General features: G+C 61.3%; 18 protein-coding genes and 1 pseudogene. 10 read left to right on the forward strand and 9 right to left on the reverse strand.

Annotated features, from left to right (window positions below; translation table 11 throughout):
- Window positions 1–8 precede the first annotated feature (8 nt).
- From phaZ to HX793_RS07725, 8 genes are all read right to left on the reverse strand, one after another.
- The gene (gene phaZ, locus HX793_RS07690) at window positions 9–854 is read right to left on the reverse strand and encodes a poly(3-hydroxyalkanoate) depolymerase (protein WP_016979176.1); all 846 of its coding nucleotides are present in this window, start codon (window positions 852–854) and stop codon (window positions 9–11) included.
- Between the two features lie 149 nt (window positions 855–1,003).
- On the reverse strand, window positions 1,004–2,683 hold the full coding sequence (phaC, locus tag HX793_RS07695; protein ID WP_016979177.1) for a class II poly(R)-hydroxyalkanoic acid synthase: 1,680 nt from the start codon (window positions 2,681–2,683) through the stop codon (window positions 1,004–1,006).
- Between the two features lie 249 nt (window positions 2,684–2,932).
- Complete coding sequence (locus HX793_RS07700; protein WP_016979178.1) at window positions 2,933–3,310, reverse strand: gamma-butyrobetaine hydroxylase family protein; 378 nt, start codon at window positions 3,308–3,310, stop codon at window positions 2,933–2,935.
- Window positions 3,311–3,458: 148 nt separating this feature from the next.
- A complete protein-coding gene (gene hslU / locus HX793_RS07705) occupies window positions 3,459–4,796 on the reverse strand; it encodes an ATP-dependent protease ATPase subunit HslU (protein WP_177051660.1) in 1,338 nt (445 codons plus the stop codon).
- A gap of 36 nt (window positions 4,797–4,832) precedes the next feature.
- The gene (gene hslV / locus HX793_RS07710; protein WP_177051658.1) at window positions 4,833–5,363 is read right to left on the reverse strand and encodes an ATP-dependent protease subunit HslV; all 531 of its coding nucleotides are present in this window, start codon (window positions 5,361–5,363) and stop codon (window positions 4,833–4,835) included.
- 223 nt (window positions 5,364–5,586) lie between these two features.
- Entirely contained in the window at window positions 5,587–6,288 is a 702-nt protein-coding gene (locus HX793_RS07715) for an SPOR domain-containing protein (protein WP_095014381.1), read from the reverse strand.
- Window position 6,289: 1 nt separating this feature from the next.
- Complete coding sequence (gene argS, locus HX793_RS07720; protein WP_177051656.1) at window positions 6,290–8,026, reverse strand: arginine--tRNA ligase; 1,737 nt, start codon at window positions 8,024–8,026, stop codon at window positions 6,290–6,292.
- A 110-nt stretch (window positions 8,027–8,136) separates the two neighbouring features.
- Entirely contained in the window at window positions 8,137–10,356 is a 2,220-nt protein-coding gene (locus tag HX793_RS07725) for a primosomal protein N' (protein ID WP_028615415.1), read from the reverse strand.
- Between the two features lie 215 nt (window positions 10,357–10,571).
- Between HX793_RS07725 and rpmE the strand changes: the two genes are divergently transcribed.
- The 3 genes from rpmE to HX793_RS07740 all read left to right on the forward strand — a co-directional run bounded on the left by rpmE (window position 10,572) and on the right by HX793_RS07740 (window position 13,070).
- Complete coding sequence (gene rpmE, locus HX793_RS07730) at window positions 10,572–10,790, forward strand: 50S ribosomal protein L31 (protein ID WP_010213765.1); 219 nt, start codon at window positions 10,572–10,574, stop codon at window positions 10,788–10,790.
- A gap of 35 nt (window positions 10,791–10,825) precedes the next feature.
- Window positions 10,826–11,620 carry a thermonuclease family protein gene (locus HX793_RS07735; protein WP_177094603.1) on the forward strand — a complete coding sequence of 265 codons (795 nt, stop codon included), beginning with the start codon at window positions 10,826–10,828 and terminating at the stop codon, window positions 11,618–11,620.
- A 181-nt stretch (window positions 11,621–11,801) separates the two neighbouring features.
- The gene (locus HX793_RS07740; protein WP_016979185.1) at window positions 11,802–13,070 is read left to right on the forward strand and encodes a malic enzyme-like NAD(P)-binding protein; all 1,269 of its coding nucleotides are present in this window, start codon (window positions 11,802–11,804) and stop codon (window positions 13,068–13,070) included.
- Window positions 13,071–13,205: 135 nt separating this feature from the next.
- On the opposite strand, the gene HX793_RS07745 is transcribed toward HX793_RS07740, so the two are convergent.
- Window positions 13,206–15,665, reverse strand: a complete 2,460-nt coding sequence (locus tag HX793_RS07745) for a penicillin-binding protein 1A (protein WP_438810836.1) — start codon at window positions 15,663–15,665, stop codon at window positions 13,206–13,208.
- A 221-nt stretch (window positions 15,666–15,886) separates the two neighbouring features.
- Here HX793_RS07745 and pilM point away from each other — a divergent pair, with 221 nt between their 5' ends.
- The 7 genes and pseudogenes from pilM (at window position 15,887) to HX793_RS07780 (ending at window position 22,767) form a co-directional block, all read left to right on the forward strand.
- Window positions 15,887–16,540, forward strand: a complete 654-nt coding sequence (gene pilM / locus HX793_RS07750; RefSeq protein WP_177051650.1) for a type IV pilus biogenesis protein PilM — start codon at window positions 15,887–15,889, stop codon at window positions 16,538–16,540.
- The gene (locus HX793_RS07755) at window positions 16,537–17,091 is read left to right on the forward strand and encodes a PilN domain-containing protein (protein ID WP_177051648.1); all 555 of its coding nucleotides are present in this window, start codon (window positions 16,537–16,539) and stop codon (window positions 17,089–17,091) included. The genes pilM and HX793_RS07755 overlap by 4 nt, the downstream gene beginning before the upstream one ends.
- Window positions 17,088–18,047: a pilus assembly protein PilP gene (locus HX793_RS07760; RefSeq protein WP_177094604.1), complete on the forward strand. Its 960-nt coding sequence runs from the start codon at window positions 17,088–17,090 to the stop codon at window positions 18,045–18,047. Before HX793_RS07755 ends, HX793_RS07760 begins: the two co-directional genes overlap by 4 nt.
- 138 nt (window positions 18,048–18,185) lie before the next feature.
- Window positions 18,186–19,442 (forward strand): annotated as a pseudogene (locus tag HX793_RS07765) (type IV pilus secretin PilQ); the annotation flags it as partial.
- 4 nt (window positions 19,443–19,446) lie between these two features.
- Window positions 19,447–19,965 (forward strand): shikimate kinase AroK, encoded by a 519-nt coding sequence (gene aroK, locus HX793_RS07770; RefSeq protein WP_016979191.1) that lies wholly within the window; start codon window positions 19,447–19,449, stop codon window positions 19,963–19,965.
- 125 nt (window positions 19,966–20,090) lie between these two features.
- The gene (gene aroB, locus HX793_RS07775; RefSeq protein WP_028615423.1) at window positions 20,091–21,191 is read left to right on the forward strand and encodes a 3-dehydroquinate synthase; all 1,101 of its coding nucleotides are present in this window, start codon (window positions 20,091–20,093) and stop codon (window positions 21,189–21,191) included.
- A gap of 10 nt (window positions 21,192–21,201) precedes the next feature.
- Entirely contained in the window at window positions 21,202–22,767 is a 1,566-nt protein-coding gene (locus HX793_RS07780; RefSeq protein ID WP_177051644.1) for an SPOR domain-containing protein, read from the forward strand.
- Window positions 22,768–23,090 lie beyond the last annotated feature (323 nt).

Here is a 23,090-nt window from a genome sequence, read left to right on the forward strand (position 1 = left end):
TGTGGTCCTTACACGGCCGGTCGCGGATGGATCACCGCGCGCATGCGCTCCTCTTCCAGAAACTTCATGATGATCGGCGCCACGGCCTCCGCCCGGGTGATCAGGAACAGGTGGCCGTCATCGATGATGTGCAACTGTGCGTTGGGAATGCGCCAGGCCAGCATGCGCATGTTGATCAGCGGGATCAGCGGGTCGTCGTCCCCCGCCAGCACCAGGGTGGGTTGGCGGATCTTGTGTAGCCAGTGGATGCTGGTCCAGCCCAACCCGGCGAACAGCTGCCAGTAGTAACCCAGCTTGCCGGCCGAGCGCACTTTGCTCGCGTGTTCGGCGGCCAGTTTCGAGTCGCGGCGGAACGAACCGCCGTAGATCATCGGTGCAATGCGCACCACATGGGACGGTTGAATGTAACGGCGCGGACTTGCCATCAGCCACAACACTTTCGGTTTGCCCGGCACCATCACCGCACCTGCCGCCGTGGCCGCCAGGATCAGCTTCTTGCAGCGTTCCGGGTAATCGTAGGCAAACTGCTGCGCCAACGCGCCGCCCCAGGACACGCCCACCGCGTTCACTTGGCCATAGTCCAGATAATCGAGCATGCGTGCAGTGAGCTTGGCCAGGCCGGGAAAGCGGTATGGCCGATTGGGCGTAGATGAACCGCCCACTCCGGGCACATCGAACGCGATCACTTCCAGGTCCGGGTCCAGCGCCTGGACGAACGGAAACACCAACTCAAGGTTGGCGCCGATGCCATTGAAGATCAGCAGCGGCGTCAAGTGAGGCTTGCCCGGGCGCACCGCCGTGCGGATGGTCTGGCCATCCAGGTCGATGGTGCGGAAGATGAACGGTTGCGGCATGCTCAAGCCCTGTGAAGTGTGACAGCCGGAATGCGGTCTAAATGTGGGAGCGGGCTTGCTCGCGAAAGCAGTGTGTCAGTCAGCACATTTGATACTGATGGACCGCGTTCGCGAGCAAGCCCGCTCCCACATTTGGATCTCATTTCAATCTAGCGTTCATGTACGTATGTGCCCGGTGCTGCTTCGGCTGCGGCGTACGTTTTATTACCCAGCGCCGTAGGCGCTTTCTTCAACTTCCCCGCCCGCTCCGCCTGCCACGCCTGCCAATGCAGCCACCACGAATCGGTGTGCTTGGTGGCATTCTCCTGCCAGTCCAGCGGTTTCGCCGTCAGGCTGTCGCTGGTCTGGTAACGCGCCTTGGGGTTGCCCGGCGGGTTGAGGATGCTTTGGATATGCCCGCTGCTGGACAGCACGAACTCGACCTTGCCACCGAACAACTGCGCCGACTTGTAGCACGACTGCCATGGTGTGATGTGGTCATTAGTGCCGGCCAACGAATAGATATCGGCGGTGACCTGCTTGAGGTCGATGGGCGTGCCGCACACTTCCAGGGCGTTGGCTCGCACCAATGGGTTGTTCTTGAACAGCTCGATCAGATCGCCGTGGAAGGCCGCCGGCAAACGTGTGGTGTCGTTGTTCCAGAACAGGATGTCGAATACCGGCGGCTCGTTGCCCAGCAGGTAGTTATTGACCCAGTAGTTCCAGATCAGGTCGTTGGGACGCATCCAGGCGAACACCTTGGCCATGTCGCGGCCTTCCAGCACGCCGGCCTGGTAGGAATGGCGCTTGGCCGCTTCCAGGGTCTGTTCGTCAACGAACAGCGCTACCTGGGTATCCAGCGTGGTATCCAGCACACTCACCAGCAGGGTCAGGGCGTTGACCTTTTTCTCCCCCAGCGCCGCGTAGTGGCCAAGCAGGGCGGTGCAGGTGATGCCGCCGGAACAGGCGCCGAGCATGTTCACATCTTTGCTGCCGGTAATCGCCGTGACTACATCCACCGCTTCCTTGAGCGCCTCGATATAGGTCGACAGGCCCCACTCGCGCTGAGCCTTGGTTGGGTTGCGCCAACTGACGATAAAAGTCTGCTGGTTATTGCGCAGGCAGAAGCGCGCCAGGCTCTTCTCCGGGCTCAGGTCGAATACATAGAACTTGTTGATCTGCGGCGGCACCACCAGCAGCGGGCGTTCGTGCACCTGTTCGGTGATCGGCTTGTACTGGATCAGCTCCAGCACGTCGTTGCGAAACACCACGGCGCCTTCGGTGGTGCCCAGGGTCTTGCCCACTTCAAAGGCACCCATGTTGACCTGGCTCGGCATGCCGCCGTTATGCACCATGTCCTTGGCCAGGTGGGACAGGCCATCGAGCAGGCTCTTGCCGCCAGTTTCAAAGAAACGTTTGACCGCCGCCGGGTTGGCCGCGCTGTTGGTGGGGGCCATGGCTTCGGTCATCAGGTTGATCACGAAGTGGCCGCGGCTGATGTCTTGTTCCGACAGATTGCTGTCGCCGATCCAGTCGTGCAGTTCCTTGCGCCACGCCAGGTAGGTTTGCAGATAGCGTTTGTAGAGCGGGTTCTGGCTCCAGGCCGGGTCCTGGAAACGACGGTCGTCGCTCTCGGGTACCAACGCGGATTTGCCGAACATCACGTTCTTCAACTCGACGCCAAAATGCGCGACGTGCTTGACGCTGTGCAGCGGTTGTTTGATGGCTTGGGTCAGCACCATCTTCGCCGAGGCGAGTAAATCCTTTTTACGTAACGCGATGATCGGGTTGAGCCCCAGGGTGTTTTCCGAGGCCTGGCGTTTCAAGTCATCGTTGTTCTTGTTACTCATCTACGACGCTCCATTGTCCGAAAGACGAGTACCGGGGACCGCTGCGCACCCAGTTTCGATACACAACACAAGCCTGGTACTGCGACTCGGGTGACCGTTGATACCGCATCGTCAAATGCAGGGAACTTGCCAGTTCCATTGGTTACCCGAGTTTAATTTTTTTCGCAAGCGGACCAATCGTTGGTCACGCGACAGGGCATTCAAGCAGATGAAATTAGAAAATGCCCTCTAAAGAGCAAGAGGCTTGGGCTAGAGCATCAGCCGCACGACCGATTGATCCGGATCGCGGGTTTTGCCGGCTGCTTTGAGTTCGGCCAGATAATCGGCCCACAACGCGTCCTGACGCACGGCCAGTTGATAGAGGTAGTCCCAGGTGAACAATCCGCTGTCATGGCCGTCGTCGAAGGTCAATTTCAGTGCGTACTGGCCGGCCGGTTCTACCTTGATCAACTTCACGTTGAGCTTGCCGAATTGCAGGATGGGTTTGCCATGCCCCTGGACCTCGGCGGAAGGCGAGTGGGTGCGCAGCAGTTCGGCGGGGAGTTGGTACACCTCGTCGGGCCCGTAGGTGAGGCCGAGGGTGTTGGAGGTTTTGTGCAGGTTTACGGCAGTGGGGAATTTGGTCATAGGAAATGATCCTGAAGAAACCGGCTCAAAAATGTGGGAGCGGGCTTGCTCGCGAATGCGGTGTGCCAGTCACACAAGTATTGACTGATACACCGCATTCGCGAGCAAGCCCGCTCCCACAATAAAGCAAAGCGGTCCTGCGTGAGGCTTACAGGATATAACGAGACAAGTCTTCGTTCTGCGCCAATTCGCCCAAGTGGCTGTTGACGTATTCAGCGTCGATCTTGATCACCTCGCCATTCTGCGCGCCAGCCAGGTCGCCCGCACTGAAGGACACTTCCTCCAGCAGACGCTCCAGCAAGGTGTGCAAACGACGGGCACCGATGTTCTCGGTCTTTTCGTTGACCTGCCAGGCGATCTCCGCCAGACGCTTGATGCCGTCCGCTTGGAACTCGATACCCAAGCCTTCGGTTTTCAACAGCTCACGGTACTGCTCGGTGAGCGAAGCGTGTGGCTCGCTGAGGATGCGTTCGAAGTCGCCTGGGGTCAGCGCCTTGAGTTCCACGCGGATCGGCAGGCGGCCTTGCAGCTCCGGCACCAGGTCGCTTGGCTTGCTCAGGTGGAACGCACCGGAGGCGATAAACAGGATGTGGTCGGTCTTGACCATGCCCAGCTTGGTGTTCACGGTGCAGCCTTCGATCAGCGGCAGCAGGTCGCGCTGTACGCCTTCGCGGGACACATCGACGCCGCCGGAATTGCCGCGCTTGGCGACCTTGTCGATCTCGTCGATAAACACGATGCCGTGCTGCTCGACCGCTTCCAGGGCCTTGGCCTTGAGTTCTTCCTCATTCACCAGGCGCCCGGCTTCTTCATCGCGGACCAGCTTCAGTGCGTCCTTCACCTTGAGCTTGCGGCTTTTCTTCTTGCCCTTGCCCATGTTGGCGAACAGGTTCTGCAACTGGCTGGTCATTTCTTCCATGCCAGGCGGAGCGGAGATGTCGACGCCGGAGACTTCAGCGATTTCGATCTCGATTTCCTTGTCGTCCAACTGACCTTCACGCAGGCGCTTGCGGAACAGCTGGCGGGTGTTGGAGTCCGAGGCCGGCGCGGCGTCTTCGTTGAAACCCATGCGTGCCGGTGGCAGCAGGGCGTCGAGGATGCGTTCTTCGGCGGCGTCTTCGGCGCGGTGGCTGACCTTGGTCACTTCCTGTTCGCGCAGCATTTTCAGGGCGGCGTCGGCCAGGTCACGGATGATCGACTCGACGTCGCGGCCCACGTAGCCCACTTCGGTGAACTTGGTGGCTTCGACCTTGATGAACGGCGCATTGGCCAGCTTGGCCAGGCGACGGGCGATTTCGGTTTTACCGACGCCTGTAGGACCGATCATCAGGATGTTCTTGGGTGTTACTTCAACGCGCAGTTCTTCGGGCAGTTGCATCCGGCGCCAGCGGTTACGCAGCGCAATGGCTACGGCGCGCTTGGCATCGTCCTGGCCGATGATATGGCGGTTGAGTTCATGGACGATTTCGCGGGGAGTCATGGACATAGTGTTTGGCGGCCTCAAGCGGAATAAGCCTACGGCTTACTCGGCGAGGTCCTGCTCCTCAATGGTCTGGTTGTGGTTGGTGAACACGCAGATATCACCGGCGATACCCAGCGCGGTCTCGACGATTTCGCGAGCCGACAGATCGGTTTTCTTCAACAGTGCGCTGGCTGCCGCTTGGGCATAACCACCACCGGAACCCATGGCGATCAGGCCATGTTCAGGCTCAACCACATCACCGTTGCCGGTGATGATCAATGAGGCGTCTTTGTTGGCGACGGCCAGCATGGCTTCCAGGCGGCTGAGGGAGCGGTCGGTGCGCCATTCTTTGGCGAGTTCAACCGCAGCGCGCACCAGGTGACCCTGGTGTTTCTCAAGTTGGCCTTCGAAACGTTCGAAAAGGGTGAAGGCGTCGGCGGTAGCGCCGGCAAAGCCCGCGAGAACCTGGCCGTGGTACAGGCGACGCACTTTCTTGGCGTTGCCTTTCATCACGGTATTACCCAGGGAAACCTGGCCGTCGCCGCCCATGACGACTATGCCGTGGCGACGTACTGAAACGATGGTGGTCAAGGGGAGAGTCTCCACGCAGCGGGGCGAAAATGCCCTGATGAAAACTCATATGGGGGTGGCGGGGGGGATTTCAACCGTAGGAAGGGTGTGCAGACGAGTGGCAGAAGGTCACTGTAGGAGCGAGCTTGCTCGCGAAGGTCGTCAACGATGACGCGGGGAACCTGGTGCCCCGCGGTGATTTTGAGTGCTTCGCGAGCAAGCTCGCTCCTACAGGGCTGCGTATTCAGCGGCTCTGGCGTTGTTGTAACAACAGGTTGCTAAAGCCCGCGCCAGCCAGTTGTTTCTGCGCCACGGTCAGCTGTTCACGGTTGCTGAACGGCCCCACCAGCACGCGATACCAGGTCGCATCCTTCACTGTGCCGGACTCCACCGTCACCGACTGGCCCAGCAGAATGATCTGCGCTCGCACGCGGTCCGCATCCGCCTGTTTCGGGAACGAGCCCGCTTGCAGGAAGAACTTGGTCACCGGCGCGGCTTTGGTCGCGGCAACCGGTGGTGCGGGTGGTGGCGTGATCCCGGCCAGCGCGGCTTGGGCGCGCGCCGTGTCGATTTTCGCCGCTTCCGCCGGGGTGACTGGCGTGGTCGGCACCTGTGGCGTCGGCAGGGTTTTCTCCGGCACGGCGTCAGGCGGCACGATCACTTCCGATTCTGGCAGCAGCGTGTAGAAGTCGTACTTCGGCTTCACCGGTGCCGTCGGGCTTGGCGCCGTCTTGTTGGCTTCGGCCATTTTCGTGGCCTTCTGCTGCTCCTGCTTGACCCGCTTGACGTCATCGCCCTTGCCCGGATCGAGCTTCATCAGGAACACGATAAACGCGCCGACGGTGAGGCCGATCGCCATCCACAACCAGCCCGGGATCGGCTTCTTCGCCGGGGCCTGGTAGCGGCTGGCGCCGCGCTTGGGTGCAGGTTTTTTCTTGGCAGCCAACTTACATACGCTCCAGAGTTTCCAGGCCCAACAGTTCCAGGCCTTGCTTGAGGGTCCGTCCAGCCAGGGCGGCGAGGCGCAGACGGCTTTGCTTCTGGGCTTCGTCGTCGGCGGTCAGGATCGGGCAGTTCTCGTAGAAACTGGAGAACAGGCCGGCGACTTCGTACAGGTAAGTGCACAGGATGTGCGGCGTGCCTTTCTCGCCGACGCTGTTCAGCACTTCGCCGAATTGCGCCAGTTTGGCGGCCAGTTCCTGTTCGTGCGGGGCGTCCAGCACGATCTGGCCTTCAACTTCGCTGAAATCCTTGCCCAGCTTGCGGAACACGCCGGCCACACGGGTGTAGGCGTATAACAGGTACGGCGCGGTGTTGCCTTCGAAGTTGAGCATCAGCTCGAAGTTGAAGCTGTAGTCGCTGGTGCGGTGCTTGGACAGGTCGGCGTATTTCACCGCGCCAATCCCCACCACGCGGGCGATGTTGCGCAGGTCGGCCTCGGCCAGCTCCGGGTTCTTTTCCTTCACCAGGTTGTAGGCACGTTCCTGGGCTTCGGTCAGCAGGTCGATCAGCTTCACGGTGCCGCCGTCGCGGGTCTTGAACGGGCGGCCATCGGCGCCGTTCATGGTGCCGAAGCCCATGTGTTCCATGTGCATCGGGTGAGTGACGAAGCCTGCGCGACGCGCCACTTCGAACACCTGCTGGAAGTGCAGGGCCTGGCGCTGGTCGACGAAGTACAGCGCGCGATCGGCCTTGAGCACGCCGCTGCGGTAGCGCACGGCCGCCAGGTCGGTGGTGGCGTAGAGGTAGCCGCCATCGGCCTTGACGATGATCACCGGCAGCGGCTCGCCGTCAGCAGTCTTGAACTCTTCGAGGAACACGCACTGTGCGCCGTTGCTCTCCACCAGCAGGCCCTTGGCCTTGAGGTCGTTGACCACGTTGATCAGGTCGTCGTTGTAGGCGCTTTCGCCCATCACGTCGGCCATGGTCAATTTGACGTTGAGCAGCTCGTAGATTTCCTGGCAGTGGGACAGGGAAATCTCACGGAAGCGGTTCCACAGCGCCAGGCATTCCTCGTCACCGGCTTGCAGCTTGACCACCAGGCCACGGGCGCGGTCGGCGAACTCTTCGGATTCGTCGAAGCGCTTCTTGGCGGCGCGATAGAAGTTTTCCAGATCCGACAGCTCGTTGCTGGTGATCGGGTTTTCCTGCAGGTAGGCCATCAGCATGCCGAACTGGGTGCCCCAGTCGCCCACGTGGTTCTGGCGGATCACGGTGTCACCGAGGAATTCAAGCACCCGTGCCACGCCGTCGCCGATGATGGTGGAGCGCAGGTGGCCCACGTGCATCTCTTTGGCCAGGTTCGGTGCCGACAGGTCAATCGCCACGCGTTGCAGCGGGCCGGCCTTGCGCACGCCGATCTTGGCGTCGGCCAGGGCAGCGTCCAGGCGCGAAGCCAGGGCCTGGGTGTTCTGGAAGAAGTTGATGAAGCCAGGGCCGGCGATTTCAGCCTTGGTCACGCTTTCGTCGGCAGGCAGCGCGGCGATGATTTTCTCTGCCAGGTCGCGCGGCTTCATGCCCGCAGGCTTGGACAGCATCATTGCGATGTTGCTGGCGAAGTCGCCGTGGGTCTTGTCGCGGGTGTTTTCCACCTGGATCGCCGGCGTCAGGCCTTCAGGCAACACACCTTCGTTGACGAGTTGGGTGAGGGCTTGTTGGATCAGCTGGCGAATGGTGTCTTTCATGGTGTTCTCTTTCGACCGCAAGCGGCGGCGCGCGATGCGCAGGTGGAAAAACTGGGCATTATCCGTGGCGAGGGCGGGCTTGCCAACCTTCGCGGGACCTATGGCCAGGCTTAATACAAATCTACCGGGTCTACATCCAATGACCATCGCACTTGCCGGCCGCTGGGCATTTGCTCCAGGGCAAGCAACCAGCTACTTAATAGCCGATGCAGGGGGGCGCGCGAGGTTGCCTGCAAGAGTAGCTGAGCGCGATAACGTCCGGCGCGGCGCTCCATCGGGGCGGGTACCGGGCCGAGCAGTTCGATGCCGCTCAGACCCAGTTCGCCGAGTAAACGTTCGGCGGCGCTGCAGGCTTCATCCAGGAAACCTTCGGCCTGCCCCGGTTTGTGGGCTTCGGCGCGCAACAGGGCCAAATGGGAAAAAGGCGGCAGGCCGGCGGCGCGACGTTCACTCAGCGCCTGTTCGGCGAAGGCAAAATAGCCTTGTTCGGTCAGTTGGATCAGCAGCGGATGGTCGGCCAGGTGAGTCTGGATGATCACCCGGCCGGGCTCTTCGGCACGCCCTGCGCGGCCAGCGACCTGCACGATCAACTGCGCCATGCGCTCGCTGGCGCGGAAATCCCCGGAGAACAGCCCGCCGTCGGCATCCAGGATCGACACCAGGGTCACCCGTGGAAAGTGGTGCCCTTTGGCAAGCATCTGCGTGCCGATCAGGATGCACGGGTGGCCTTTCTGGATGGTGGCGAACAGCTGGTTCATCGCATCTTTGCGCGAGGTGCTGTCGCGGTCGACCCGCAAAACCGGGTAATCCGGGAACAGAATGCCCAGGCGCTCTTCAGCCCGTTCGGTGCCAGCGCCCACCGGTCGTAGGTCGACTTTGCCGCACTGTGGGCAGTGGCGCGGTACGCGTTCCACATGGCCGCAGTGATGGCAGCGCAGTTCGCCGTAGCGCTGGTGCACGGTCATGCGCGCGTCGCAACGCTCACACTCGGACATCCAGCCGCAGTCGTGGCACAGCAGTGTCGGTGCAAAGCCGCGGCGGTTGAGAAACACCAAGACCTGTTGGCCAGCGGCGAGGGTCTGGCCGATGGCTTGTTGCATCGGCCCGGAAATCCCGCTGTCCAGCGGGCGGCTTTTAACGTCCAGGCGCAGGAATTTTGGTTGCTTGGCGCCGCCTGCACGCTCATTGAGGCGTAGGAGGCCGTAACGCCCCGTGTAGGCGTTGTGCAAGCTCTCGAGTGATGGCGTGGCCGAGCCCAGCACAATCGGGATGTCTTCCTGGCGCGCACGCACCAGTGCCAGGTCGCGGGCGTGGTAACGCAAGCCTTCCTGCTGTTTATAGGAGCCGTCGTGCTCCTCGTCGATGATGATCAGCCCGGGATTCTTCATCGGGGTGAACAGCGCCGAGCGGGTGCCGATAATAATGTCGGCCTCGCCATCCCGTGCGGCCAGCCAGGATTCCAGGCGCTCACGGTCGTTGACGGCGGAGTGCACCAGGGCGATGCGCGCATTGAAGCGCTGTTCGAAGCGCGCCAGGGTCTGCGGGCCCAGGTTGATCTCGGGGATCAGCACCAGCGCCTGTTTGCCGGCCTGTAGGGTCTCGCGGATCAACTGCAGATAGACTTCGGTCTTGCCGCTGCCGGTGACGCCGGCCAGCAGGAAGGCATGGAAACTATCGAAGCCGGCGCGAATCGCTTCATAGGCGGCGCGCTGCTCGGGGTTCAGCGGCAATTCCGGTTGGGCCAGCCAGTGTTCGTGGCGGGCATCGGGGGCGTGCTTGCGGATTTCCACCTGCACCAGGCCCTTGGCGAGCAACAGGTCGAGGCTGTCTTTGCTCAGCATCAGCTTGCTTAATAGCTGATGCGCCACGCCATGGGGATGCTGGGCCAGTGTCGCCAGGGCTTCACGCTGGCGCGGGGCGCGGGCGATGCGCGGGTCGTCGAGACGTGCGCCGGGTGTCATCGACCAGAAACGTTCCTGACGCGCTTCGGCCAGTTCGCCCTGGCGCAACAGTACCGGCAGCGCCCAGCTCAACGTGTCGCCAAGGCTGTGCTGATAGTACTGGGCGGTCCACAGGCACAGCTTGAACAACGCCGGCGGCAGTGGCGGGGTGGCGTCGAGCATGGCCAGCGCGGGCTTGAGTTTTTCCGCAGGGACTTCGCTGTGATCGGCGACCTCTACCAATATGCCGATCATTTCCCTCCGACCAAAGGGCACCCGCACGCGCATGCCGGGTTGCAACTGCGCCCGCAGCACGCCGGCCGGGGCCCGGTAATCGAACAGGCGGCGCAGGGGCGAGGGCAGGGCGAGGCGCAAAATGGCGTCGGGCACGCGGGGGGTCTCATATAAAGGCAGGCGGTGGCGCAGGGGCGGGAGCCTAGCAGACAGGGGAGGGCTTGGGTATGCCACGGTTTTCTGATGAAAGGAGGTTTTCAGCCGGATACGCGGCTTGCGCGATTAAAAAGGTCTGGTAGAATCCGCGGCCTAATTACGTGCGGTATTCGACAATAGTGTCGAGTGGCGGCACGCTAGCCCGAGGAAGTGCCATGAAAGCCGATATCCATCCAGCGTACGAAACCATCGAAGTCACCTGCAGCTGCGGCAACAAGTTCGAAACCCGTTCGAACCTGTGCAAGCCACTGGGTACTGACGTATGCAACGAGTGCCACCCGTTCTACACCGGTAAGCAGAAAACTCTGGACACCGGCGGCCGTGTACAGCGCTTTGCTGACCGTTTCGGTGCTTTCGGTGCCAAAAAGGCCTAAGGCCGATCAACTTGGGAGGCCGTTACGGTTTTTCCATGCTGATGAAAAAGGCGTCCCTTGTGGGCGCCTTTTTTGTGCCTGGCATTTGGCTCTCGGTTGCCCAGGCTGAGGGGTTCTGCCCCGCGCCGACCACGTTGGCCCGCGTGGAGGTGCTGCGCGTGGTGGATGGCGACACCGTGCGTCTGAAGGACGGCCGCAGTGTGCGGATGATCGGCCTCAATGCCCCGGAAACCGGCAAGAAGGGTCGCCCCGACGAGCCTTACGCAGTCGCCGCCCGCCAGCGTTTACGGGCATTGGTCGACGCGAGCGAAGGCCGCGTCGGCTTGGTGCCTGGGCGCGAGAGCAAGGACCGCTACGGCCGCACGTTGGCCCACCTCTATGGCGCGGACGGCGAGAATCTTGAGGCGCAATTGCTGGCTGAAGGCCTGGGGTTTCAGGTTGGAGTTGCGCCCAATACCGATCTTGTCGCCTGTCAGCAGGCCGCTGAAAACACCGCACGTGATGCGCGGTTGGGCCTTTGGCGGCAATCGCCGGTACAAAATGCGGCGCAGCTCAAGCAGTCTGGCTTTGCTCTGGTCAGTGGCCAAGTGAGCAAGATCAAACGCAATCGCGGCGGAATCTGGATCGAAGTTCAGGGGGCAGTGGTATTACGCATTGCGCCCGACCTCGTCAAACAATTCGACTCTGCAATGCTCAGTGGTCTGCAAGGCAAGACAATCGAGGCCCGTGGCTGGGTGCTGGATCGCGCCAAGCGCGGCGGCCTGAAAAACGGCCAGGCACGCTGGATGCTGCCAGTGACCGACCCCGGCATGCTCAAATCGATTGATTAAGAAAAAATTGTAGACATTTTTTTAATCGATTGTGAACAGTTGAGCCCTTGTATCCCGTGGCTCTTGGCCGAAAGTCGTAGCGCAGGGCCCTTGACACCTGTGACTGCCCAGTCTTGTAGGGACTTTGCGACACGCGTATCCTCGGCGGTCCGTCGACCAACAGTAAAAGCGGAATGCCGATATGTCTGATTTGAAAACTGCCGCTCTCGAATATCATGCCCATCCTCGTCCAGGAAAGCTGAGTGTAGAGCTCACCAAAGCCACTGCCACCGCTCGCGATCTGTCGCTGGCCTACAGCCCTGGTGTTGCCGAGCCCGTACGTGAAATCGCCCGCGACCCTGAACTGGCGTACAAGTACACCGGCAAAGGCAACCTGGTTGCAGTGATTTCCGATGGCACCGCGATTCTGGGCCTGGGCAACCTCGGCCCATTGGCTTCCAAGCCAGTCATGGAAGGTAAAGGCGTGCTGTTCAAGCGCTTTGCCGGCATCGACGTTTTCGACATCGAAGTCGATTCCGAAAGCCCGCAGGCTTTCATCGACACGGTCAAGCGCATTTCCATCACCTTCGGTGGCATCAACCTGGAAGACATCAAGGCGCCTGAGTGCTTCGAGATCGAAAAGGCCCTGATCGAACAGTGCGACATTCCGGTATTCCACGATGACCAGCACGGCACCGCGATCGTTACCGCGGCCGGCATGATCAACGCCCTGGAAATCGCTGGCAAAACCCTGGCTGACGCACAGATCGTCTGCCTGGGCGCCGGCGCTGCGGCCATCTCCTGCATGAAGTTGCTGGTGAGCATGGGCGCCAAGCTGGAAAACATCTTCATGGTCGACAGCAAGGGCGTGGTCCAGTCCGAGCGTACCGACCTGAACCAGTACAAGGCGATGTTTGCCCACGCGACCGACAAGCGCACCCTGGCTGACGCCCTCGACGGTGCAGACGTGTTCGTTGGCCTGTCCGGCCCGAACCTGCTGAGCGCTGAAGGCCTCAAATCCATGGCGGCCAACCCGATCGTATTCGCCTGCTCCAACCCTGATCCAGAAATCTCTCCGGAACTGGCGCACGCCACCCGTAGCGACGTGATCATGGCGACCGGTCGTTCGGACTACCCGAACCAGGTCAACAACGTACTGGGCTTCCCGTTCATCTTCCGTGGCGCCCTGGACGTTCGCGCCAAGCGCATCAACGAAGAGATGAAAGTGGCTGCCGCCAACGCCCTGCGTGAACTGGCCAAGCTGCCGGTCCCTCAGGAAGTGTGCGACGCCTACGGCGGTATCAAGCTGGAATTCGGTCGTGAGTACATCATTCCGAAACCAATGGACAAGCGCCTGATCACCCTGATCTCCGATGCCGTGGCCAAAGCCGCCATCGAGACCGGCGTTGCGACCCTGCCGTATCCGAAGCACTACCCGCTGCAAAGCGTGGATGATGTGTTCAACGGCTAAGCCGTTGTAGCGCACCAACAAAAAGCCCCGGCTCTCGCGAGTCGGGGCTTTTTTGTGGCGAATCATTTTGTGCTGGGCAGGCTCTTGTGGTGAGCCGGCTCACCACAGCAGTCCCTCCCTCACAGCGTTCTCGCGTTAGAAGAGATCTATCGGCGCAGCCTCATCCGCCGGCAACGGACTGCCTGGCACAACGCCATTGCCCAGCTCGTTGACCGACGGCGGCGTGTCTTCGCTCTTGAACAGTTCGAAGTACGCATTCGGCGTGCTTGGCGACGCTGCACGACCACTCACCGGGTCGATGCGCAGGCTGAGGATACCTTCCGGCTCCGGCTGGGTGTGCGGTGGCTTGTCCTTCAGTGCCGCGCCCATGTAGCTCATCCAGATCGGCAGCGCGACAGTGCCACCAAACTCACGGCGACCCAGGCTTTCAGGCTGGTCATAGCCGGTCCACACGGTGGTCACGTAATCGGCGTTGTAACCGGAGAACCAGGCATCCTTGGATTCGTTGGTGGTACCGGTCTTGCCCGCAATATCCGGACGGCCCAGGGCCAGGGCGCGGCGGCCGGTGCCCTTCTTGATCACGTCTTCCAGGATGCTGTTGAGGATGTAGGTGGTACGGCCATCCACGATGCGCTCGGCCACGGCAGGCGCCTGCGGTTCGGTGGCGGCAGCGTTGGCGGCAGGTGCAGCACCTGGCGTCGGCTCGATGGTGATACCGCCATTGCTCGGTGCCGCCAGGCCATCCGTCGCCGCCACGCCGTTGACCACATCACCCGGCACTCGCGGCGGGTTGGCGGTGAACAGGGTGTCGCCGTTACGGCTTTCAATCTTGTCGATCAGGTACGGCGCGATCTTGTAGCCGCCGTTGGCAAAGGTGCTCCAGCCGGTGGCGATTTCCATCGGCGTGAGGGTCGCGGTGCCCAGTGCCAGGGACAGGTTTGGCGGCAGGTCCGACTTGTTGAAGCCAAAGCGCGTCATGTAGTCGATGGTCTTGCCGACGCCCATGGCCTGCAGCAAGCGGATCGATACCAGGTTACGCGACTTGTACAGCGCCTCGCGGATACGGATCGGGCCGAGGAAGGTGTTGGTGTCGTTCTTTGGGCGCCAGACCTTGTCCAGGTACTCGTCGACAAATACGATCGGCGCATCGTTGACCAGGCTGGCGGCGGTGTAGCCATTGTCCAGCGCGGCGCTGTAGATGAACGGCTTGAAGCTCGAACCCGGCTGGCGCTTGGCCTGGGTGGCGCGGTTGTAGTTGCTCTGCTCGAAGGCGAAGCCGCCGACCAGCGCGCGGATCGCACCGTTCTGCGGGTCCAGGGACACCAGGGCGCCTTGGGCCAGCGGCACTTGGCTGAACTTGAGGCTGTCGTCTTTCTGGCGTTGCACGCGGATCAAGTCACCCACCTGGGCCACGTCAGACGGCTGCTTGGGCAGCGCGCCCATGCTGTTGGTGTTCAGGAACGGGCGTGCCCATTTCATGCTGTCCCATGCCACATGGGCTTCGCCGGTGCGGGTTAGTACCTGCACGCCGTCTTTCTTCACCTGGGTGACGATGGCCGGTTCCAGGCCGCTGATTGCACGTTGCTTGCCCAGCTCGGTGGTCCACGCGCTCAGGGTCTTGCCCGGTAGCCGCGACTCAGGGCCGCGATAGCCGTGGCGCTGGTCGTAGGTGATCAAGCCGGAATGTACCGAGTCATTGGCGATTTCCTGCAGGTTGCTCGGCACCGTGGTGGTCACCCGGAAACCTTCGGTGTAGGCCTCGCTGCCGTAGCGGCCGACCATCTCGGCGCGCGCCATTTCGGCGATATAAGGAGCGCTCACTTCTGGCGTCGGCACGTGGTAGCTGGCGTTCAGCGGCTCGGCAATGGCGCTTTCGTAAGCGGCCTGATCGATTTTGCCCAGCTTGTACATGCGGCCCAGGATCCAGTCGCGGCGTTCTTTGCTGCGCGCCGGGTTGGCCAGGGGGTTGAAGCGCGAAGGCGCCTTGGGCAGGCCGGCAATCATCGCCATCTGCGCCAGGCTGGCGTCACGGATGGACTTGCCGTAGTAGACCTGCGAAGCCGCCTCGATGCCGTAGGCACGGTTGCCCAGGTAGATCTTGTTGACGTACAGCTCAAGGATCTCGTCCTTGGTCAACTGGCGTTCGATCTGCAGCGCCAGGAGGATCTCGGTGGCTTTACGCGAAAAGCTGCGCTCGCTGGTAAGGAAGAAGTTCTTCGCCACCTGCATGGTGATGGTGCTGCCGCCGGACTGAATGTGTCCGCTTTTTACCAGTTGTGTCGCCGCACGCACCAGGCTGCTGGGGTCGACGCCATAGTGGTTGGCAAAATTATCGTCTTCGGCCGACAGCAGGGCGCTGATGAAATTGGGTGGAATATCGGCAAAACGGATCGGTGTGCGGCGCATTTCGCCGAACTCCGCGATCAGTTTTTCATCGCTGCTGTAGACCCGCAAAGGAATCTGCAACTGGATACTTCTGAGGGCCTCTACCGAGGGCAAACCCGGACTAAGGTAGAGGTAGGCCCCGCTGAGCACGAGCAGCAGCCCGCAAACGATGGCGACAATGGAGTACCCGAAAAACTTCAGCAGACGAATCAAGGCTTTTGGATTTCCAGAGAAAAGAATGAGTTAGGCGTCGGGGCATGCATGGCAAACGATGGATCGACCCGAGCTGCAGATAAAAAGCGGAAAAAAACGCTGGGCATTAAAGCATTTTTCGACTTGGGACGTCATTCGCACCTGTTCAACAAGTCGACCGAGTGCATGGCGCCCAGCGGCAATCAGGCGGTATGACAGGCAAAGCTTTAGGGAGTTTTATGGGAAAGGGATTTTTCACGGGAAAAGCCGGCACCTTGCTGGGTGTCGACATCAATGACACGGCCATTCGCTTGATCGAACTGGGTCGTTCAGCTTCAGGCTACAACGTTCAGGGCTACGTGACGCAGACACTGCCAGCGCAAGCGGTAGTCGACGGCACACTCCTTGATCTTGAGGGCGTAGGGCGCGCCCTGCGCAGTGCGTGGTTGCGGTTGTCGACATCGGTTCGTGGTGCTGTCGCCGCCGTTTCCGGGCCCTCGGTGATCACGCGGATGATCGAGATGGACGCTGGGCTCTCAGATGATGAGATGACCTGGATGATCCAGATGGAGGCGGACCAGTACATTCCCTATCCGCTGGATGACGTGGCTATCGACTTTCAAGTACGCGGGCCGACGGCCCTGGATCCGAATCGGGTCGAGGTATTGCTGGCCGCATGCTTGAAGGAGCACGTAGAAGCCCGCGAGGCAGTTTTGGCCCTGGCGGGGCTGGTGCCGAAGGTGATCGATATCGAAGCGTTTGCATTGGCGCGCGCTTGCCGTCAGGATTTCGCCAGCTTCACGCCGAGCCATCGCGTCGATGGTGCACAATGGGCCGTGGATGCCGAGGGGATGGGAATTGCTTGCGGGTTGGCCCTGAGGAGTTTCGCTTGAAGACACGAATCAACTTACTGCCTTGGCGCCAGGCGCTGGCAGAACGGCGCCGCAAGTACTTGCTGGCGTGCTTGCTGGCGTTCGCCTGTGCGGCGCTCGCGGCCGTGTGGCTGGCGGACCAGGTCATCGACCAAGCCATCGATCGTCAAGTGACCCGCAATGACCATTTGGGCAGGGAAGTCGCCCGCCTGGATTCAAGCATCAGGACCATCGATGATCTGCAGGAGCAAAGCCAGCAACTGGCGCAACGCATGAAGGTCGTGCAAGACCTGCATGATGCCCGCTCGTCCGGTGCTCAGTTGTTGGACCAACTGGCACGGGCGGTACCCGACGGTGTACACCTGCATGAAGTGGTGGCCAAGGGCGATACGGTCAGTATCAGTGGCAGCGCTGAGTCCAGCCAGGACATCGCCCAGTTGATGCGTCGCCTGGAAGCGACGGAAGGTGCGCATTCCACGCGTCTGCAGCATGTGCGAACGGATGGCGCGCGCGGCAACAATGAATTCCAGATGATGGTGCGTCAGGGAGAGTCCTCCGAGGCTCAACCTTGAGCCTGCCAAGGCTCAATCTTTCCGCTCTCACTCACAACACCGCAAAATGGCCCCTACCTGGCAAGGCCCTGTTGGGCTGTGCGCTGGCGGGCGTGGTGTTTGTGGTGGGCGACCTTGTGTACCTGAGCCCTTCGCGGGAGCGGTTGCGTCAGGTCGAGGCGCGGGAAGTGGCCCAGCAACAGCAAATCGCGCACAAGACTGGCCAGGCCGCCAGCCTTGAAGCGCGCACGCGGCAGCTTCAACGGATGCAAGTGAAGGTCGATGAACTTTTGCGGGCGTTGCCTGGCGAGTCCGGAATGCCTGGCTTGCTGGAGGACATCGCGTCTCTGGCACTGGCCAATGGCTTGCTGGTCGAGAGTGTCACGCCATTGGATGAGCAGTCTCGACCGTTCTTTCGCGAACAACCCGTGCAAGTCGGCGTCATGGGCGCTTATCACGACCTGGCCATGTTCCTGGCGGGCCTGGGCAGCCTGTCGCGCATCGCCACGGTGCACGATTTGGCCCTGCGGCGTGATGGCGGGCTGTTGCGCCTTGACCTGTTGGCCAAGACTTACTGGCATGCGCAGGGCGGTGGGCGAGCTGTACAGAGGCAGTCTTTTGTCTACGACTCGTCCGGGGTGCGTGATCCATTTCAACTGTTCGCGGTACAGGTTGCCCCCCTGAAGGGGCGACCGGCACCTGCGCCGGACCTCGCACGACCACGTGGCGTTCTGGAGAGCCTCGCGGTGGGCCAGTTCGAAATGGTCGGCACGCTGTCCCGCGGCGGGCAGGTTTTTGCCCTGCTACGTGCTGCCTCCAAGGTGCATCGCCTGGCGGTCGGGGACTACCTGGGGCCGGACCATGGGCGGGTCACGGTCATCCATGAGCGCGCCATAGAACTGGTAGAACTGTTTCCCGATGGTCAGGGGGCATGGCTGGAACGCCCGCGAACCCTGTTGTTAAACATCAACTCATAACGGAATCGAACAATGAAAAGGACTTTCTCGTCCTTCGGTGTGGCGCTATGGATAGCGTTCACGGCACCGATGGCTGCTGCTGTGCCCAATCGTGTGGATCTGATCCAGTTGCCGCCTCCCGGCGTTGCCACACTGAGCGCCTACACAGGCGACAAGCTCACCCTCAACTTCCAGAGCATCGAGTTGCGCACGGCATTGCAACAAATTGCCGATGTGGCGGGCCTCAACCTGGTTGCCAGTGACGATGTGCAGGGCTCGATCACTCTGCGTCTCAAGGATGTTCCCTGGGATCAGGCGCTGGACCTGGTGCTGCAATCCAAGGGCTTGGATAAGCGGCTAAAGGCTGGCGTGTTGCTGGTGGCGCCGGCCGAGGAACTGGCCGCGCGTGAGCTGCTCACGCTGGAATCGCGCAAACAGATGGCTGAGTTGGCGCCGTTGCGCCGGGAGCTGCTGCAAGTCAATTACGCCAAGGCGGCGGACCTGGCCAAGCTATTTCAGTCTGTCACCGGCCTTGAAGGCGTGACGGATGAGCGCGGTTCGGTGGCGGTGGATGATCGCACCAACAACATCATCGCCTACCAGACCGGGGAGCGGTTGGAGGAACTGCGGCGGATCGTGGCGCAACTGGATATTCCGGTGCGTCAGGTGATGATCGAGGCGCGGATCGTCGAGGCCAATGTCGATTACGACAAAAGCCTGGGCGCGCGCTGGGGTGGGCGGCTCAATCGCGGCAACTGGGGCGCGGGAGGCATTCCGAAACCTCAGCCTGAAGGCGCGGAACCGCCGGAAAACCCACCCAGTTCACCCTTTGTGGACCTGGGATCACTCACAGGCACCTCGGGCCTGGGCATCGCCTACATCACCGACAACCTGCTGCTGGACCTGGAGCTCACTGCCATGGAGAAAACCGGCAACGGCGAAATCGTCTCGCAACCCAAGGTGGTCACGTCCGACAAGGAAACCGCACGGATCCTCAAGGGCACCGAGATCCCCTACCAGGAATCCAGCTCCAGCGGTGCCACCTCGGTGTCGTTCAAGGAGGCCTCGCTGTCCCTGGAGGTCACCCCGCAAATCACCCCTGACGGCCACGTGATCATGGAGGTCAAGGTCACCAAGGATGAACCCGACTACCTGAACAAACTCAACGACGTGCCGCCGATCAAGAAGAACGAGGTCAACGCCAAGGTGTTGGTCAAGGATGGCGAGACCATCGTTATCGGCGGGGTTTTCTCCAATACCCAAAGCAAAGTGGTAGATAAAGTGCCATTTTTGGGCGATGTGCCGTATCTTGGCCGCCTTTTCCGGCGCGATGTGCTGGCGGAGAAAAAATCCGAGCTGCTGGTATTCCTGACTCCGCGTATTATGAATAACCAGGCGATTGCTGTGAGTCGTTGATTCTGTGCGAAATTTGATTCTTGTAGGACCGATGGGCGCTGGAAAAAGCACCATCGGCCGTTTGCTGGCCAAAGAGCTGCGCCTGCCGTTCAAAGATTCCGACAAGGAAATTGAATTGCGCACGGGTGCCAATATCCCATGGATCTTCGATAAGGAAGGCGAACTGGGCTTTCGTGACCGCGAGCAGGCGATGATCGCCGAACTGTGCGGCCTCGACGGCGTGGTATTGGCCACCGGCGGCGGCGCAGTGATGCGCGAAGAAAACCGCCGCGCGTTGCATGCCGGTGGTCGGGTGGTCTATCTGCATGCGTCGGTCGAGCAGCAGGTGGGCCGCACTGCCCGCGATCGCAATCGCCCGTTGCTGCGCACGGCCAACCCGGAAAAAACCCTGCGGGACCTGCTCACGCTGCGCGATCCCCTGTATCGGGAAATCGCCGACCTGGTGGTAGAAACCGATGAGCGGCCACCTCGGATGGTGGTCCTCGACATTCTTGAGCGCCTGCAACGGCTGCCACCCCGTTAAAGCCCGGCTCGAAATGCGCTATTCTCGGCGGCGCGCTATCACCCTGTGGGGTGTGGCGTAGAGCCATCAGGTGACGTCAGAACGTGACGTCATCGGTCGTCACACCATCTCTAACGCGGGGACACATGCAGACACTTAAGGTCGATCTAGGCGAGCGCAGCTACCCGATCCATATTGGCGAAGGCCTGCTGGACCAGCCAGAGTTGCTCGCACCGCATATTGCCGGGCGGCAGGTGGCGATCATCTCCAACGAAACGGTCGCGCCGCTGTATCTTGAGCGTCTGAGCCGCAGTCTGTCGGCTTATTCGGTGATCTCCGTGATCCTGCCCGACGGCGAAGCCCACAAGAACTGGGAAACCCTGCAACTGATCTTTGATGGCCTGCTGACCGCACGTCATGACCGCCGCACCACAGTGATCGCCTTGGGCGGCGGTGTGATCGGCGACATGGCCGGCTTTGCAGCGGCCTGCTACCAGCGTGGCGTGGACTTTATCCAGGTGCCGACCACCTTGCTCTCCCAGGTCGATTCGTCGGTGGGCGGCAAGACTGGCATCAACCACCCGCTGGGCAAAAACATGGTGGGCGCGTTCTACCAGCCTCAAGCCGTGCTGATCGACACCGCGACCCTCAACACCTTGCCGCCGCGAGAGTTGTCGGCGGGCCTGGCGGAAGTCATCAAGTACGGGTTGATCTGCGACGAGCCGTTCCTGACCTGGCTGGAAGAACACGTGGATGCCCTGCGCAACCTCGACCAGGCGGCACTCACCGAAGCGATTTCCCGCTCCTGCGCCGCCAAGGCGCTGGTGGTGAATGCCGACGAACGGGAGTCCGGTGTACGGGCCACCTTGAACCTGGGCCATACCTTCGGCCATGCGATCGAAACCCACATGGGCTATGGTGTGTGGTTGCATGGGGAGGCCGTAGCGGCTGGCACGGTGATGGCACTGGAGATGTCGCAGCGCCTGGGCTGGATCAGCGCCCAGGAGCGTGATCGTGGCATCCGCTTGTTCCAGCGCGCCGGCTTGCCGGTCATTCCGCCGGAGGAGATGACCGAGGCGGATTTCCTCGAACATATGGCAATAGACAAGAAAGTGATCGACGGTCGACTGCGACTCGTTCTGCTGCGCCATATGGGTGAAGCGGTGGTGACCGACGATTATCCGAAAGAGATTTTACAGGCCACGCTGGGAGCGGATTACCGCGCCCTGGCCCAGCTTAAAGGTTAATAAGATCCCGATGACTAGTTTGCATGCCGACGAGGCGTTCCTCGGCCATTACCAGTTAAGCCACGACCCTTTTGCTCCACGGGTGCCTGGCTTCAAATTTTTCCCGGCCCAGCGCAAGCCAGTGCTCGGTCAGTTGCACCACTTGGCGCGCTACAGCCAGCTATTGCTGGTGGTGACCGGCCCGTTGGGCAGCGGCAAGACCCTGCTGCGCCAGGCCCTGGTGGCCAGTACCAACAAGCAGTCGGTACAGAGCGTGGTGGTGTCGGCCCGTGGTGCCGGTGATGCGGCGGGCGTGTTGCGCCAGGTGGCGCAGGCGTTGGACGTGACCAATGCCGAGCCGAACGCGATCCTCAAGCAAGTGGTGCAACTGGGCCTGACCGGCCAGGAAGTCTACCTGCTGGTGGATGACGCCGAGCAGCTCGACGAATCCGCCCTGGAAGCGCTGCTGGCGCTGGCAGCGGGTACGCCGGAAGGTCGCCCGCACGTGTTCCTGTTCGGTGAGTCGTCGCTGATCGCCGAGCTGGAGCAGATCAGCGGTGACCAGGAGCTGTTCCACGTCATCGAGCTGCAGCCTTACGAAGAGGAAGAAACTCGCGAATACCTGGCTCAACGCCTGGAAGGCGCAGGGGCCGGTATCGAACTTTTCTCCGCTCAGCAGATCTCTGATATTCACGAAAGCTCCGACGGCTGGCCTGGCACCATCAACCAGGTTGCCCGCGATGCGATGATCGAAGCCATGATTGCCAGCCGCACTGCGGTAAAGCGTCCAAAGATGGGGTTCACTATGCCTAAGAAACACGTATTGGCTATTTCCGCCGTTGTCGTGGTCGCTGTTGCCGCCGCCTGGTTGATCCCAGGCCGCAGCAAGGCACCGACGACTGCCGGCGCGCCAACCGAACAGGCGCAGTTGCCACTGGGCAAACCCACGCCAAACGTCGAGTTCGCCAACTCCGGCCAGCCGACCAACCTGCCGATGGTCGGCCAGCCGGTGATGCGCGGTCCGCTTGCCGAAGAAGCCGGTGGCATCTCCGAAGGCGACGACGGCGTGCCGGTGGAAGGCTCCAGCGCCACTCCACCAACCGTGACCACCACTGCGCCGCCTGCGGGCGTGCCAGCCGGTCAGCCGGCTGCGGTTGCCAAGCCGACCCCGGCACCGACTGTAGCCACTGCCAAGCCTGCGCCTGTGACCAAGCCGGTCGCGCCTGCGCCAGTCGCCAAGCCAGCCCCGGCTCCAGCGGCCAAACCGGCTGAAAAACCGGCCGCCAGCGTTGCCAAGGCCGGCGCCGCTGGCAGCAGCTGGTACGCCAGCCAGCCAACCGGCAACTTCGTGGTGCAGATCCTCGGCACCAGCTCCGAAGCCAACGCCCAGGCGTTCGTGAAAGAGCAGGGCGGCGAGTACCGTTATTTCAAGAAAGTGCTCAACGGCAAGCCTCTCTACGTGATCACCTACGGCAACTTCTCCAGCCGTGCAGCCGCCGATTCTGCGATCAAAACCTTGCCAGCGAAGGTCCAGGCTGGTAAACCTTGGCCTCGCACTGTTGCCAGCGTTCAACAAGAACTCGCAACAACTCGCTGAAGGTCCGGCGGCCTTACCCAGGCCGCCCTCCCGGCACCTCAAAAAATAACCGCAAGTGCGTGCAGTCTCTAGAGACCGCGCGCTTTGTGGTGTCTGCGTCACAGTAGCTTTTGAGTCGTAGCGGTCAGAATTAAAAAAGTTTTGACTAGCACAGCATATCGCTTTAAACCTTTCATAAATGCGACATAGATTTGCGACATTTCGTCGCTAAATTTGTGAGCGTCTGTGTCGGTGTGTACAATGACCTCCCTTTTGCCCCCGCTAAGCCGGCGTACGTTCGGCGTGGAAGGTAACCGGTTGAATTGAAAAGAAATTTGCCTCGA

This window comes from Pseudomonas reactans (assembly GCF_013387025.1).
GTDB lineage: Bacteria > Pseudomonadota > Gammaproteobacteria > Pseudomonadales > Pseudomonadaceae > Aquipseudomonas > Aquipseudomonas reactans.

Coding starts and splice junctions, on each gene's coding strand:
- phaZ (WP_016979176.1), bottom strand. CDS start 854: ATGCCGCAACCGTTCATCTTCCGCACCATCGACCTGGATGGCCAGACC.
- phaC (WP_016979177.1), bottom strand. CDS start 2,683: ATGAGTAACAAGAACAACGATGACTTGAAACGCCAGGCCTCGGAAAAC.
- HX793_RS07700 (WP_016979178.1), bottom strand. CDS start 3,310: ATGACCAAATTCCCCACTGCCGTAAACCTGCACAAAACCTCCAACACC.
- hslU (WP_177051660.1), bottom strand. CDS start 4,796: ATGTCCATGACTCCCCGCGAAATCGTCCATGAACTCAACCGCCATATC.
- argS (WP_177051656.1), bottom strand. CDS start 8,026: ATGAAAGACACCATTCGCCAGCTGATCCAACAAGCCCTCACCCAACTC.
- rpmE (WP_010213765.1), top strand. CDS start 10,572: ATGAAAGCCGATATCCATCCAGCGTACGAAACCATCGAAGTCACCTGC.
- HX793_RS07735 (WP_177094603.1), top strand. CDS start 10,826: ATGCTGATGAAAAAGGCGTCCCTTGTGGGCGCCTTTTTTGTGCCTGGC.
- HX793_RS07740 (WP_016979185.1), top strand. CDS start 11,802: ATGTCTGATTTGAAAACTGCCGCTCTCGAATATCATGCCCATCCTCGT.
- pilM (WP_177051650.1), top strand. CDS start 15,887: ATGGGAAAGGGATTTTTCACGGGAAAAGCCGGCACCTTGCTGGGTGTC.
- aroB (WP_028615423.1), top strand. CDS start 20,091: ATGCAGACACTTAAGGTCGATCTAGGCGAGCGCAGCTACCCGATCCAT.
- HX793_RS07780 (WP_177051644.1), top strand. CDS start 21,202: ATGACTAGTTTGCATGCCGACGAGGCGTTCCTCGGCCATTACCAGTTA.